General features: G+C 34.9%; 14 protein-coding genes and 1 other RNA gene. 9 read left to right on the forward strand and 6 right to left on the reverse strand.

The features are described 5' to 3' along the window. Positions 1–15 precede the first annotated feature (15 nt). Complete coding sequence (locus ICJ84_RS05990; protein WP_188215473.1) at positions 16–1,440, reverse strand: ATP-dependent DNA helicase; 1,425 nt, start codon at positions 1,438–1,440, stop codon at positions 16–18. 126 nt (positions 1,441–1,566) lie between these two features. Here ICJ84_RS05990 and ICJ84_RS05995 point away from each other — a divergent pair, with 126 nt between their 5' ends. From ICJ84_RS05995 to ICJ84_RS06015, 5 genes are all read left to right on the forward strand, one after another. Next, complete coding sequence (locus ICJ84_RS05995; protein ID WP_188215474.1) at positions 1,567–2,304, forward strand: hypothetical protein; 738 nt, start codon at positions 1,567–1,569, stop codon at positions 2,302–2,304. Beyond that, positions 2,288–3,109: a DUF3822 family protein gene (locus ICJ84_RS06000; protein WP_188215475.1), complete on the forward strand. Its 822-nt coding sequence runs from the start codon at positions 2,288–2,290 to the stop codon at positions 3,107–3,109. The genes ICJ84_RS05995 and ICJ84_RS06000 overlap by 17 nt, the downstream gene beginning before the upstream one ends. Beyond that, positions 3,109–3,654, forward strand: coding sequence for a 16S rRNA (guanine(966)-N(2))-methyltransferase RsmD (rsmD, locus tag ICJ84_RS06005; protein ID WP_188215476.1), 546 nt, complete (start codon positions 3,109–3,111; stop codon positions 3,652–3,654). Before ICJ84_RS06000 ends, rsmD begins: the two co-directional genes overlap by 1 nt. A 144-nt stretch (positions 3,655–3,798) precedes the next feature. Further along, positions 3,799–4,326: a nuclear transport factor 2 family protein gene (locus ICJ84_RS06010; RefSeq protein WP_188215477.1), complete on the forward strand. Its 528-nt coding sequence runs from the start codon at positions 3,799–3,801 to the stop codon at positions 4,324–4,326. Between the two features lie 39 nt (positions 4,327–4,365). Beyond that, positions 4,366–5,112, forward strand: coding sequence for a hypothetical protein (locus ICJ84_RS06015; protein ID WP_188215478.1), 747 nt, complete (start codon positions 4,366–4,368; stop codon positions 5,110–5,112). A 56-nt stretch (positions 5,113–5,168) separates the two neighbouring features. Here ICJ84_RS06015 and rnpB read toward each other — a convergent pair. Continuing rightward, positions 5,169–5,484: RNase P RNA component class A (gene rnpB / locus ICJ84_RS06020), an RNA gene on the reverse strand. A gap of 103 nt (positions 5,485–5,587) precedes the next feature. Here rnpB and dnaX point away from each other — a divergent pair. The 3 genes from dnaX to miaE are packed head-to-tail and all read left to right on the forward strand — an operon-like array spanning position 5,588 to position 8,451. Continuing rightward, positions 5,588–7,291, forward strand: a complete 1,704-nt coding sequence (gene dnaX / locus ICJ84_RS06025; protein ID WP_188215479.1) for a DNA polymerase III subunit gamma/tau — start codon at positions 5,588–5,590, stop codon at positions 7,289–7,291. A 10-nt stretch (positions 7,292–7,301) separates the two neighbouring features. After that, positions 7,302–7,868 (forward strand): hypothetical protein, encoded by a 567-nt coding sequence (locus ICJ84_RS06030; RefSeq protein ID WP_188215480.1) that lies wholly within the window; start codon positions 7,302–7,304, stop codon positions 7,866–7,868. Position 7,869: 1 nt separating this feature from the next. Beyond that, positions 7,870–8,451: a tRNA-(ms[2]io[6]A)-hydroxylase gene (miaE, locus tag ICJ84_RS06035; RefSeq protein WP_188215481.1), complete on the forward strand. Its 582-nt coding sequence runs from the start codon at positions 7,870–7,872 to the stop codon at positions 8,449–8,451. Here the strand turns inward: miaE and ICJ84_RS06040 are convergent. The 4 genes from ICJ84_RS06040 to ICJ84_RS06055 all read right to left on the reverse strand — a co-directional run bounded on the left by ICJ84_RS06040 (position 8,448) and on the right by ICJ84_RS06055 (position 12,620). Continuing rightward, positions 8,448–8,972: a porin family protein gene (locus tag ICJ84_RS06040; protein WP_188215482.1), complete on the reverse strand. Its 525-nt coding sequence runs from the start codon at positions 8,970–8,972 to the stop codon at positions 8,448–8,450. The two genes, miaE and ICJ84_RS06040, sit on opposite strands and share 4 nt — an antisense overlap. A 104-nt stretch (positions 8,973–9,076) precedes the next feature. Beyond that, on the reverse strand, positions 9,077–9,982 hold the full coding sequence (locus tag ICJ84_RS06045) for a Ppx/GppA phosphatase family protein (RefSeq protein ID WP_188215483.1): 906 nt from the start codon (positions 9,980–9,982) through the stop codon (positions 9,077–9,079). A gap of 1 nt (position 9,983) precedes the next feature. After that, positions 9,984–12,047, reverse strand: coding sequence for a polyphosphate kinase 1 (gene ppk1, locus ICJ84_RS06050; RefSeq protein WP_188215484.1), 2,064 nt, complete (start codon positions 12,045–12,047; stop codon positions 9,984–9,986). Between the two features lie 81 nt (positions 12,048–12,128). Next, positions 12,129–12,620, reverse strand: a complete 492-nt coding sequence (locus tag ICJ84_RS06055; RefSeq protein ID WP_188215485.1) for a SixA phosphatase family protein — start codon at positions 12,618–12,620, stop codon at positions 12,129–12,131. Positions 12,621–13,347: 727 nt separating this feature from the next. On the opposite strand from ICJ84_RS06055, the gene ICJ84_RS06060 reads away from it, so the two are divergent. Next, positions 13,348–14,741 (forward strand): HYR domain-containing protein (locus tag ICJ84_RS06060; protein WP_188215486.1); only part of this gene is annotated, 1,394 nt, incomplete at its 3' end.

A 14,741-nucleotide genomic window follows, 5' to 3' on the forward strand; every position in this document is an offset into this window, starting at 1 on the left:
AAACATATCAAAAAACTATTCCTCAAAGAAATCATCTTTAAAGCCTATAAGATACAATTTTTCTTTTGCTCGTGTTACTGCTGTATATAACCAACGTAAATAATCGGTATCAATACCATTCGGCAAATAGGGTTGTTCGACGAAAACCGTATTCCACTGACCTCCCTGCGATTTATGACAAGTAATGGCATAAGAGAATTTCACCTGTAAGGCATTAAAATGTTTACTACCTTTCACTTTTAAAAATTTTCGGTAGTTGCTAGTTTCATTTTCGAAATCCTTCATTACTTCCTGATAGAGTTTATTCGAATCTTCATAAGTCAACGATGGGCTTTCGGCTTCAATAGTATCTAGTAGTAAGACGGTTTCGATGGGTGCCATTTTAGGATAATCGACCATGCGTATTTTTACTTCCGCAAAACGGAAACCATAAAGTTCTTCGATTTTAAAAATTTCCAAAACTTCAATAATGTCACCATTAGCAATAAATCCGGCTTCGCTAGTTGGTTTCACCCAAAAATAATTATTCTTAACAACCATTAAATAATCACCGGGAGAAAGTTCGCTTTCATTAAACAAAATGCGATTTCTTATGTTCTGATTATACAAGTTAGCACGTTTATTACTACGAACGATAATCGTGGTTTCTTCATTCCCCAAATCACTATAAGCACTATTTATGGCATCCATAATTTCATGCCCGTCAATTAAACGAACAATATCCTTAAAACCATGCAAATCGAATTTAAAATAATCGTGAAATGTGCTTGCCAAAGCTTCGCGTAGTACTGTGGCATTAGCTAAAATACCTGAATCGAATTCCTGACGTACTACCTCGTCCAACTCCATTATAGTTACTTCTTTGTTATAGTTTAAGGCTAACGTATTTTCATTTAAAGCCGGACTTAAATCGAGTTTCACTGGTGGTAACTGTGCCGTATCTCCTATTAGTAACAATTTGCATTTATGTCCGGAATAGACATATTGAATTAAATCATCCAGTAAGGATCCGTTTTCAAACAATTTTGATTCTCCAGGCGTATCAGGAATCATGGAAGCTTCATCAACTATAAAAACGGTATTTTTATGCTTGTTAGGTTGTAATACAAACGATACTCCTCCGCCTTTGTCCTTTTTAGGGAAATATATCTTTTTATGAATAGTAAACGCCTCTCTTCCAGAATAATTAGATATTACTTTTGCTGCGCGACCGGTTGGTGCCATCAAAACCGAACTTTTTTTAGCCTTCCATAAATTATTTACAATAGAACCAATTATGGTTGTTTTTCCTGTTCCGGCATATCCTTTCAATAAATACAATCCGTTAGGTGAATCATCAAAAATAAATTCCGAAAGTTGCTGTAAAACAATACTCTGCTTTAGGGTTGGTTCGAAGGGGAATTGTTTTTTTACTAAAGAATAAAATTCGGATGCAGTCATTTAAGGGCGAAAAATTATAAATTATTCAAAGATAGAAATGATTTTATTCTCAATAGATTTTTACGATTAAAAAAAAATTGTAGATTTGCGAAAGACCTTTAATAACTTTTTAATTAAAAAATAACGATGTTAAAATTTATTCTTATTGCTCTTGCAGTAATTCTGCTTACAGTTGTCCTGGTTAAAGTAATTGACAAATTTGTTCCTTCAAAGCTTAAACCAGTTATTAGTATAGCACTTTGGATATTAATTATTTTTCTAGGCTATCAAACCTATATGTCAATATACACGCCGATTTTATTTAATCAAGAGAAAAATAGACGTTACGCTGAAGTAATCAAGAAATTAAATGACATTAGAGATGCTGAGTTAGCACACAAAACTGTAACAGGAAGATTTGCTGATAACTTTGATGCTTTAATCAAATTTGTTGACACAGCTGAATTCACTATTACCGAGCGTCGTGATTCGTCTGTTGTAGATGAAGAACAAACAAAACGCTACGGGGTTACCATGTTTAAAGATATTGTAGTTGTTGATACTTTAGGATATGTTCCTGTAAAAGACTCATTATTTAAAAACTCTGATCGTTACAAAACGATGATGAACGTCCCTGTTGGTGAGCCTGGAGCTAAGTTTAAATTACAAGCTGGATTTATCGAGCAAAGTAAAATTAATATTCCAGTATTCGAAGCTTCAGTTAAAAAAGACGTGATTTTATTTGACCAAGATAGAGATATGGTAATTCAAGAAAACCAGGTTATTTCGGTTGACGGTGTAAACGGAGATGCTTTAAAAGTAGGTTCTATGGAAGAAGTTAATACCGCAGGTAACTGGCCTAAAAACTATGGCGCAAGCGAATAAAGAATTATATACTTTAACAAATAAAGACCTGTCCATTCAAATCAGTTTGAGTGGACTTTCTTTTTGTATTCTACAAAGAGATACCCAAACCATTACCTTACTTTCTGAAATTAATTTTGGGAAAAAGCTAAATTATCTGGTCCTTCTCGATTATTTAAAAAAAGCCATAGAAACCACGCCAGATTTACAAGACGATTTCGATAACATTACTGTGGTTCATGATAACGATTTATCGAATTTGGTGCCCATGCCGCTTTTTGATGAAGACCATCTGGCCGATTACCTAAAGTTTAACGCTAAAATTTTAAAGTCTGATTATATTGCGACAGACGATATTGTTTTAAACGACAGCGTTAATGTGTATGTGCCTTTCATTAACATCAACAACTTTATTTACGAAACCTTTGGCGAATTCACCTTTAAACATGTCTCTTCTGTCCTTATCGAAAACATTTTACTGATTGAAAAAAATGCCGAGACACCTAAAGTTTACGCTAATATAGCCCAAGAACACTTCGAGCTTATTGTAGTTGATAAAACAAAACTCCTGCTTTACAATACCTTCGAATACAGTACTAAGGAAGACTTTATTTATTATATATTGTTTGCCACCGAACAACTTAACCTGAACCCAGAAACATTTCAATTAATATTACTTGGAGATGTCATAGAAAACGACGAGTTATACAATATGGCTTATAAATACATCCGATTTGTTAGCTTTGGCTCGAGAAACGACAATTACAACTATACCGAAGCTCCAAAAACAAATCACTCTAATTTTACTCTAATAAACAGTTTTTAATGCGCATTATATCAGGATCACTTAAGGGAAGAAAAATTATTGCTCCAAAAAAATTGCCAGTACGTCCAACAACCGATATGGCAAAGGAATCCTTATTCAATATTTTAAACAATACCTATTATTTTGATAGCATTTCAGTTTTAGATTTATTTGCCGGAACTGGTAATATTAGTTACGAATTTGCATCACGTGGTGCATCACAAATCACCTGTGTTGATCAGGATTTTGGTTGTATCCAGTTTATAAAGCAAACAGCTGAAAGCCTTAACATCTCAATTCAAACCATCAAAAGTGATGTGTTTAAATTTTTAGAAAAAGGATCAATACAAACCGATATCATTTTTGCCGATCCACCATATAACTTTCCGGTTGAAGATTTTGCTAAAATCGCTGAATTGGTTTTTGAAAACAATTTTCTTCTGGAAGAAGGTGTTTTAATAATCGAACACTCCAAACACACCGATTTATCGGAACTTAAGCACTTTAGCTATGCTAAAAACTATGGCAGTAGCGTTTTTAGTTTCTTCGAAAATGAAGTAAGTTAGTTTTTACTTCTGTAATCCTTTTTTTTTCAGTACATTAGGATAGTAATTGAGTTCCCGACTCTATCTTTACTTTTTTTGATGTAAGCTCGTTGTTGTTCTTATTTATGGTTTAAAACGCCTATTAACCAATTAAAAACCATAAATATGAAAAAACTTTTTCTAATCATGTTTACTGCGCTTTTACTAGCTGCATGTAACGACAAACCGCAACGCTATTTCGAAACTTCTCACGAAATAGACATTTTAAAATCAGGGATTAAAGCCTACGAAACACAAGATTGGACCGCCTGGAAAGCTAACTTTGCCGATACAGCCAAAATACATCACAACACCATTAAAGGATTATCACCTGAAGAAAACATGACGAATCTGCAGAATATGATTGTTAATTTTTCTTCTTACGGCTTTCAGGATAAAGGTTCTTTTTCTGAAATGGTCATTGATAAAGATAATGAAACCTGGGTAAACTATTGGGGCATCTGGAACGGTGTCTTAATGGAATCCGGTGAAAAAATCGCTCTTCCTGTACATTTAACCGCTCGGTTTATAGACAGTAAGATTGTTGAAGAATACGTCTATTACGATTCTGCACCTATTTTAAAAGCCATAGAAGCCGCTAACGCCTTATCTGACGAAGAAGTCGAGGCTGAAGCCGATATGCCCGAAGAATAATTCGTTTTTTTTCAACACAAATTCAAAACCTTACCAAATATGAAAACTACAAAACACATTTTGGTTTCATTTGTATGTCTATTTGCCTTTACAACAATAGCTTCGGCTCAAATGTATCGCATACATCAAGACAATGTGAAACCTTCTAAAGTCATGGATTACGAAAAGGTTGCCAAAGCCTTTAATGATGCATGTGTAAAACACAATGTTAAAACAAGCTGGGCAACTGCTGCCACTAACGATTTAAAATACATCTATATTTCTGAAATTGAAAATATGGCCCAATTAGACGAACGCCCTTTGGCCGAGATGGCGAAAGCTATGGGAGACGACTTTGGAAAACTATTTGACGATTTCGATAAGTGTTACGACTCCCACAGCAGTTACATTATTCATTTAGTAAAAGATTTATCCTATATGCCAGAAGGTTTTGGCATGACACAAGAAGGACAGGATTACCGTAAGTGGTTTTACATTTACTTCACCCCGCAAAACGCTAAAAAGGTTCGTGAAGGGATGGAAGCTGTAAAGAAACTTTATGAATCTAAAAATGCTAAAGAATACTATCGCGTGTATAGAAACGGGTTTGGTACTCAAGAAGATTGTTACCTAGTAGCTGTATCTTCAAAAGATGAAATAGACGGTGCGACTAAATCTAAAGAAAATGAAAAACTCCTGGGACCAGATAGCTGGGATACCTTTAAAAAAGTCATGGATTATGCGGAACGATTTGAAGAAGTTAGCGGTAAAATGCGGCCTGATTTATCTTACAATCCAAAAAAATAAGTGTTGATCCTTTTCAGTTAAAGAAAAACCCTTCCAGAATCCGGAAGGGTTTTTTATGCTTAAGTAAATCTATAAGCCGAATTCTGTACTTCTATAAATAAAAGCCCCTATCATTTATCTGAGTGTACTGTTACCAGCACACTTTAGCTGCCTACCCTCCAACAATCGAACGTGCCGCCCTCAAGCGTTGGTATACATGGCATTGCACCACATAGAGTTTACCTGATTTCACTACAGCATTACCTGTACATCCTTTCTGTTGCACTTTTCCTGACCTCTCGGTCGGTGGCCATTAACCACTATGTTGCACTACGGTGTTCGGACTTTCCTCCATTTCACACTAGTTGAAACAGCGATAAGGCGATCTACTTGCCGGCAAAAGTACAATTAATTGTTAATAACTCACGTTTAATTTTTATTAGGTTTTCTTATATTTTTAACTTGAATTTTTAACTTTGTTTATCAAAAAAAATCAATGGAACACTTTGTAGTATCAGCCCGTAAATACAGACCTCAAACGTTTAAAGACGTTGTTGGTCAACAGGCCATTACAAACACCTTGCTTAATGCCATTGATAATAACCACTTAGCGCAAGCTTTATTATTTACAGGACCACGAGGGGTTGGTAAAACCACTTGTGCTCGTATTCTGGCTAAAATGATAAATAGCGAAGGTCATGAGGTTGGAGATGAAGATTTCGCTTTTAATGTTTTTGAACTCGATGCGGCATCGAACAACTCGGTAGATGATATTAGGAGCTTAACCGATCAAGTGCGTATTCCGCCACAAGTTGGTAAATATAAAGTCTATATTATCGACGAGGTGCACATGCTTTCTCAGGCGGCATTTAATGCCTTTCTGAAGACTTTAGAAGAACCTCCTAAACATTGTATCTTCATTTTAGCGACTACAGAAAAACATAAAATCATTCCAACCATCTTATCGCGTTGTCAGATTTTCGATTTTAAGAGAATCACCGTGAAAGATGCTAAGGAATATTTAAAATACATCGCCGAAGAACAGGGTGTAAAAGCTGATGACGATGCGCTTCACATAATAGCACAAAAAGCTGATGGTGCCATGCGTGACGCCTTATCGATTTTCGATCGCGTTGTAAGTTTTTCAGGAAAGGATTTAACCCGACAAGCGGTAACCGAGAATTTAAACGTACTGGATTACGAAACCTATTTCACCAGTACCGATTTAATTTTAGAGAACAACATTCCTGAATTATTACTGCAATTCAACAACACCTTATCAAAAGGCTTTGACGGACATCATTACATTGCTGGTTTGGCTTCTCACTTTAGAGATTTATTAGTGAGCAAGACACCACAAACTATTGAATTATTGGAGGTTGGTGAAGAAACGAAAAAGAAATATTTAGAACAGTCGCAAAAAGCGTCACAGGCCTTTTTACTTCAAGGCATTAATCTCGCCAACGACTGCGATTTAAAATACAAAACCAGTAAGAATCAACGCTTACTGATTGAATTATGCCTTATGCAGCTTGCCTCTATCACTTTTGATGGAGAAAAAAAAAATAGCAGACATTACATAATTCCGGCTTCATTCTTCAAAAAGAAAGGCATTTCTCCAGTTCCTGTTACAGTTCCTGAAACAACTCCAACTGTAGAAACTTCAGAAACCAAAAAGCAGACCCCTACTAATACCTTTCAGGCTCCGCATCCGGTTAAAATAGACCTGAAAAGCGACAATAAGCGTAAATCTGGTTTATCACTTGCCAGCTTACGGGTTAAAAAAGAGCACCAAATCAAACAAATGGAAGTCGTGGTTGATGAAGAAAATCTGCCAACAGAACCATTTACCGAACAAGACTTGATTTTCTATTGGAATGAATATACAGCTACAATTAGTAGTAAAGGTCAATACAATCTAGCTTCAATTTTAGCTATGGATGTTCCTAAAGTTAAAGGCACTACAGTTCATTTAGAATATCCTGCTGAAACCAACAAAGTTGAAGTCGAACGTAATCAATACGAGCTTTTGGCGTATATTAGAAAAGCTTTAAACAATTACGATATTAGTTTATCAATCGATGTTAATGAAGTTAAACAAAAGCAATACGCTTATACGCCTATTGAGAAATTTGAAAAGCTAAGAGAAAAAAATGCAAATATTGACATTTTAAGAAAAACGTTCGATTTAGATATTTAATACTTTCATCATGAAAAAATTAATTTACCTAACACTACTTATCATTGCCTTTGTGAGTTGTGATGGCCGAGACCGCGCTTACATGTCTAACGAAGCTATTTTAAAAGAAGATAACTTATTCAAAGCCTTTAGTCAAGAATTGCATTTTATACCTGAAGCGCCTGTAGAAATTGTTACAGATACTTTATTAAGCTCCGGTTTTCACGTCAAAATCAATTATCATTCCACAGACAATAATCCGGTTGTTTATTCGAAAAGAAACAAGCACGATTCCATTAACTATTCGCATTATAAAAACTTTGAAGCCAATATTGTGATTTCAAAAAATGAAAAGTCCATTGTTAACTCAAGCTTGAACAAAACTCTTTTCAATACTTTTGAGAATGCCGACTTTTGGGATAAAGCGATTATGCAATACGTGTGGATAAACCAAGAAGCTTCTGCAGACAATTATATTCAGATACATACCGCTTTTCATATACCGGAAACCGAAATTTACAAAGATTTTATTTTGAATATTGATGAAAACGGAGCCTTAGAGATTAAAGAATATAACATGACACCAAAAACGATATAACATGTTAGGATTAAAATTACCAACAGACCCGCGTTGGGTAAATATTGTAGAAAAAAACATTAAAGAAATACTTACCGATCATGCCTTTTGTGAGCAAAAGGCAACAAGTACAGCCATATCGTTAATTGTTAGTTTTCCAGAGTACACCGAACTCGTTCAGGAAATGACCGCTTTGGTAAAAGAGGAAATCAGCCATTTTAAAATGGTGCACGATAAAATTATTGAACGCGGTTGGACATTAGGTCGCGACCGTCGTGATGATTATGTTATTGAACTGATGAAATTCTTCCCTAAAGGTGGAAGCAGAACGACGCAATTGGTTCACAGACTACTTTACGCGGCTTTAATTGAAGCCAGAAGCTGTGAACGTTTCAGGTTATTATCGGAAGAACTGGAAGATCAGGAACTGGCTAAGTTTTACAGAAACTTAATGGTTAGTGAAGCCAACCATTATACCATGTTTTTAGGTTTTGCCCGCAAATATGGAGAAAAAAAAGAAGTTGATACCAAATGGCAGCAACTTCTGGAATATGAAGCCAAAATTATGTCGAATTTAGGCAAATCTGAAACCATACACGGTTAGAACTTATAACCGATACCTATTTGAATGTTGGTGTTTTTTGCTTCAGCATTTATATCGTCATCAAACACATTTGAGAATCCATAAGTATATCGTACATCTGCAAATAAGGTGTACGATATTTTATATTGTAAACCTGCTACTCCTGAGTAAGCAAAGTTTTTCATCATATCTTCTTCCTTATGTACTTTTATACCAACCTGAGGCGCCACACCAAAGTGAATTTTCTCAGCTAGTCTAAATTTTAAGAAGATTGGCATTTGAATATAGTCTAAGTTTAAAGTTTCATCCTTAGCGCCTTCAGCAGAAAACTGAATCTCTGGCACTAACGAAAATCCTTTTGAAAATGCGATATCACTAAAAGCACCAAAATAAAAACTGTTTCTGTGCTTATTTTCCATGAATGGTGTATCCTTAAAATCCAGGTTAGATATATTATATCCACCTCTTACACCAAATTTTACATCTTGTGAAAATCCATAAAAGGAAGCCCCCAAAAGCATTGTAAGTAGTATTTTTTTCATAATAAATGGGTTTAGCTTGTAAAGTTTCTGCTTTACATTACAGTACCACGAATATATATGATAAACATAAAATCTTACAATTTTAAAAGGTGAAGTGCATAATTTTACTGTGTATTGCTTGAAACGGTATCGTAGTATATACTTTTTATAATACCGTCGGCCAAACCAATCTTAGGAACATAGATGTTTTTAGCGCCACTCCACTTCATTGACGATAAATAAATACGCATCGCAGGTATAATAACGTCTGCCCGGTCTTGGTTTAAATCTAATTCTGAAATACGTTCTTCATATGAATAGCTCTGTAGCGTATTATAATATGATGTTAAGTAAAAATATGAAAGCGGCTTGCCCATGGCTTTACCGGATATTTTAAAAATCTTATTGATGTTACCACCAGATCCTAAAACTGAAATCATATCATACGGACTTGTATTGATTTTTATCCAGTTTTCTAAATCCTGCCATGTTTCTTTAGACACCATATCGTTTAGTAAACGTACTGTACCTATTTTGAATGAACGTGAGGTTACCTGTACTCCTTCATGAATCACCGTAAATTCGGTACTACCACCACCCACATCGACATACAAATAAGTTTTACTTTCATCGATGTATGAATTTAAATCGGTTGCTGCAATAATAGCCGCTTCCTCTTCCCCATCAATAATATCTATTTTTATACCAGACTGCTGTGCTATAGCATCAACAATTTTTCTACCGTTGTTCGATTCTCGCATCGCCGATGTTGCACAGGCTTTATACTTTACTACTTTATGTGATTTCATAAGTAGTTTAAACGCCAGCATGGTGTCGAGCATGCGCTGGGTGTTTTCTTTTGAAATTCTTTGATTAACGAATACATCGGCTCCCAGACGAATAGGCACACGTACCAACGAGTTCTTTTTAAACTTCACTGGTTTTCCTTCGCGTTCAATGATGTTTGAAATAAGTAATCTTACCGCATTGGACCCTATATCTATCGCCGCGTATTTTTTTATTGAAAGCATATTAGTTTTTCATTTTATCTACATAATACTGGTAAGTGGCAAATTGCGATCTTACCTTTTCCTTGTCATTAACTCGATATTTATTTTCCTGTGAGTCACAAATAATGCGAGCTTTTACATTATCGTTCCAAGAAATATTAAAGGTATCGATTATTTCTCTTTTAATATCTTCATCATAAATCGGGCAACTCACTTCTACTCGATTATCAATATTTCTGGTCATCCAGTCAGCTGAAGAAATATAAACTTTAGGATCGCCGTCATTTCCGAAGATATAAACTCTAGGGTGTTCTAAAAATTTATCGACAATACTAATCGCTTCGATGTTTTCGCTCATACCTTCCACGCCTGGAATTAAACAGCAAATACCTCGAACAATAATCTGGATTTTCACCCCAGCATTACTTGCTTCGTAAAGCTTATCTACCATATCGTAACTCGAAATACTATTCATTTTAAGTCTGATATATCCCGGTTTACCTTGCTTCACATTGGCTATTTCTTTATCAATTAATTTGAAAATGGCCTTTTTCGTGTAGTGTGGTGAAGTAATCAAATGTTTGTATCTGAAAATCTTATAGTTCGTTTCAAAAAAACTAAAGATTTTATTTACATCTTTTAAAATACGCTGATCGGAAGTCAACAAGGTGTAATCAGTATAAATCTTAGCGGTAGATTCGTTAAAGTTTCCGGTACTAATAAACCCATAACGTCTTATTTTTTTACCTTCTTCACGTTCAATCACACACATTTTACTGTGTACTTTTAACCCTTGGACGCCGAATATTAAATTGATACCTTCATCTTCCATTTGCTGAGCATAAGCAATATTTGCCTGCTCATCAAATCGCGCCCTAAGCTCAATAGCCACCGTTACCGATTTCCCGTTAATTGCCGCATTGATTAATGAACTGGCAATATGTGAAATTTCAGCTAAACGATAAATGGTTATTCGAATGGTTTTCACACTTGGATCCAGTGCTGCTTCACGTAAAAGTTTAACGACATATGAAAAGGTTTGATACGGCGCATAGATTAAATAGTCCTTCTTTTTAATCGCCTTGAAAATACTTTCTTCAAGACTTAAACCTTTAACTGGTAAAGCTTCAATTTTATCATACATTAAATCGGTGCGTCCCAAACTAGGAAAACTCATGTAATCGCGTCGGTTATGATAACGACCACCAGGAATAATACTATCGGTATTATCAATACCCATTTTAGACATTAAATAATCGAGGGTCTCCTGATGAATGGTTTTATCGTAAACAAATCGAACCGGATCCCCTATTTTTCGATGCTTTACACTATCGGAAACTTTTTCAATAAAACTTTTACTTAAATCGCTGTCGAAATCCAGCTCGCCATCACGAGTAATCTTAATCATGTGAGCTGAAATTTCTTTGTAATCAAAAATATTGAAGATATCCTTTAAGCAGTAACGCAACATATCATCAATCATGATAATGTAACTCTTATCCCCTTGTTTTGGTAATTCGATAAACCGGTTAACAGACTTTGGAATTTCAATTAAAGCAAACTGTTTTTGATTGTTTGCCATAATCATTCGTACGGCAAGATAAGCAGCACTATCTTTAAGATTCGGCAAAACCACCAAATCATTAAGAATTATGGTGACTAACGCAGGACTAACTTTCCGAAGAAAATAGCGTCTTATAAATTCGCTTTGCAATTCGTCGATCTGGGTTTCATTAATGATATGGATGTCTTCATCTTCCAGACGCTGCTGAATCATATCAAGAATTTCTAAACTCTCGCTTTGTTGTTTAATTACAATCTGCGTAATGATTTCCAGTAGTTCCTCAGCTCGAATACCTCCTAACTCATTTTTACCAGCTTTACCAGCATCGACAATACGTTTTACGGTGGCATAACGCACTTTAAAGAATTCATCTAAATTGTTTGAAAAAATCCCTAAGAATCTTAAACGTTCAATTAACGGTACCGATTCGTCTTCTGCTTCCTGTAAAACCCGTGCATTAAATTGTAACCAGCTTATTTCTCTGTTAATGTAGCTATTTGTATGTACTTCGGGTTTGGTCATGCTCATGGATTCGTTTTATTGGTATTTAGGCAAATATATTCTATTTGCAGGACATAATAATGAATTAAAATTTATGCTATTTTAATCATTTTTTAAATCTCTAGGAAATAAAGTTAACACAGTTTTTCCTTTATTCAAATCTTTCCAATCGGTAATATTAAACTCTATAATAACCACGCCGCTAGTTGGTACATTATCAATAAACTGATTTCCATAGGTGTTTACAAAATCGGTCACCGCATGATTGTGTCCAAAAACCATCAACGTATTTACACTATTGTCGCATGATTTTATAACACGTGTTAAATCTCGACCATCAAAATCATACAATTCATACATATACTTTAAATTTTTATCGATCAAATTCAAATTTGAAATAAAGATTTTTGACGTCTGAGTGGTACGCGTTGAATCGCTGGAAAGGATTAAATCTATTGATCTTGTGTCAATTTTTAAATGCTTCGATAAAAGGTTGGCATCATTGATGCCACGCTGATTTAGCGGGCGTTCATGGTCGATGACATTAAACTCCCACGAGGACTTTGCATGTCTTATTATTATAATTTTTTTCATAATTTCGATGAAAAGCATTTTTCATCGTTAAAATGTTGTTTTTGTCGATGAAATTCACTTTATTTGTTGTATTAATAATGAATTAAATGTAATTATAGAATATAAGTAAAGCTATTATCAATTCTCGACAATAACAAATTAACATATGTAAATTCATGCTATCGCTAAAAAAACACATAAACTCGATTAACTGTTTTTACTGTACGGTTTATCGTTTTTTTGAGGTGTTTAACATTTTTTTTTGATAAAGCAGTGTTCTGTATGTTCATTTGTTGTGTAGAATAAATAAAATGACCCCAAATCTAATATCTCTTGCAAGTCTTAGTGTAAACAATAGCACTCTTCCCTCACTACTTTAAGAAAATTAGATTATAAAAAATTAGTAAGATAATTTTATATACATACCTAAATACTATTCAAACTGATGTTAACCAATTATTGGCTTATGAAAACAAGTACTTTTAAAGCAAACTTGTTAAAAATATTAACTTGTTTCTTATTTTTAACAAGCTTAAGTAATTTCGCGCAAGACCCATTAGATTGTATACAGTTTAATGACTGTCCTCAATCTGATATCACAATTTGTGCAGATACTTACAATCCTGCTAACTCTTCTGAATGGGGAGCTATTTTACAATCATGGACTGTCCCTACTGCAGGGCAAACATGTATAGACAATGGCTCAAATGGAAAAGCATTCTTTATGGACTTTACATTAAATGAAGCTTTGTTAGGTAAAGATTGTTGGAATTTCAATTATGTACAGCGTGTTGGTACAGGTGGAGGGTATGTTAAATTATTCTCTAGTTCTAACGGACCTAAGTCTTACATTACAACCCCATATTTATATCTCGACACTAGTGATACTGCTGATATTGTAGTAACATATACAGATGGTAATTATACATTGAATGTTTATTATATTGATGATGAAGGAAATCAATCAACAGTTCAAGATTCATATAATTTTTCTCCTTCCATAACACCAGGTACTTACCCCATATCTCTTGACATTAATGTTACTGAACCAGGATCTTATAGAGTTAAATACGAATTTGTTTATACTAATACCAAACCATCAGGAAATAACTTAGCTGATAAAATTGGAATTGACGGAGTTATAGTTGATGGTGATTGTACTTCGGGTATTGAATTTACTGTTTCCGGTCCTGAACCTCCACAATTTTTACCTGTAGGTGATCACACTTTAGTCTATACAGCTACCTATACCGGCCCTGATGGAACAATATATACAGACACATGTAGTTTAACTGTCCATGTTATAGATACTGCTCCGGTTATTCAATGTCCTGATCCCATTACAACAAATGCAGATCCTAACTTATGTGCCGCTACTGTTACAATTCCTACACCTACAGCTACGGATACCAATTGTTATGGAACTGACTTAACTGCAAATCTAACTTTTACTGCCACACGAAGTGATGGTTTATCCATTTCTGATACTTATCCTGTTGGTGTTACTACCATTACGCATACCGCAACAGATGACAACGGAAATACAGACACTTGTCAACAAACGGTGACAGTTTCTGGAGCAACAAATCCTTTATTTGATAGCACCCCTGCATTTATAAGCGATGTTAATTGTAATGATAATCTCCCTGTCCAGGAAATACTGACAGCTCATGATTGTAATGGACCTGTAACCGTTATTCCTAGTATTGATGCATACACAGAGGATCGTTGTAATGGATATGAAATTACCTACAGATGGACAGCTGGCACTACAGTTATTACAAGAAGTTTCAATGTTTCGCCTGATACAGAGGCCGCTACTGGCTTTGCTCCAATTGGCATCTCTAATTTGGATTTTTGTGCCAATGAAATAGCAATTAATAACTATGCACCGACATCAACGGATATAACCAATATAGAAAATGCCTACACAGACACTTGTGGAAATGTGACCGCATCTTTCGCAGGACAATCACTTTTGGGTAATGATTGCAGTTGGTCTTTAACTCGTAGATATAAAATTTCAGATGGCTGTCCAAATAATGACTTTGAAATCGAAATCATCTACTCTGGTGGGGATAAAACAGCACCTAGCTTAACCGGTTCTATTCCTGCAGGTGCTACTAATCAAGACCTTTGTTT

The organism is Aestuariibaculum suncheonense (genome assembly GCF_014596935.1).
GTDB lineage: Bacteria > Bacteroidota > Bacteroidia > Flavobacteriales > Flavobacteriaceae > Aestuariibaculum > Aestuariibaculum suncheonense.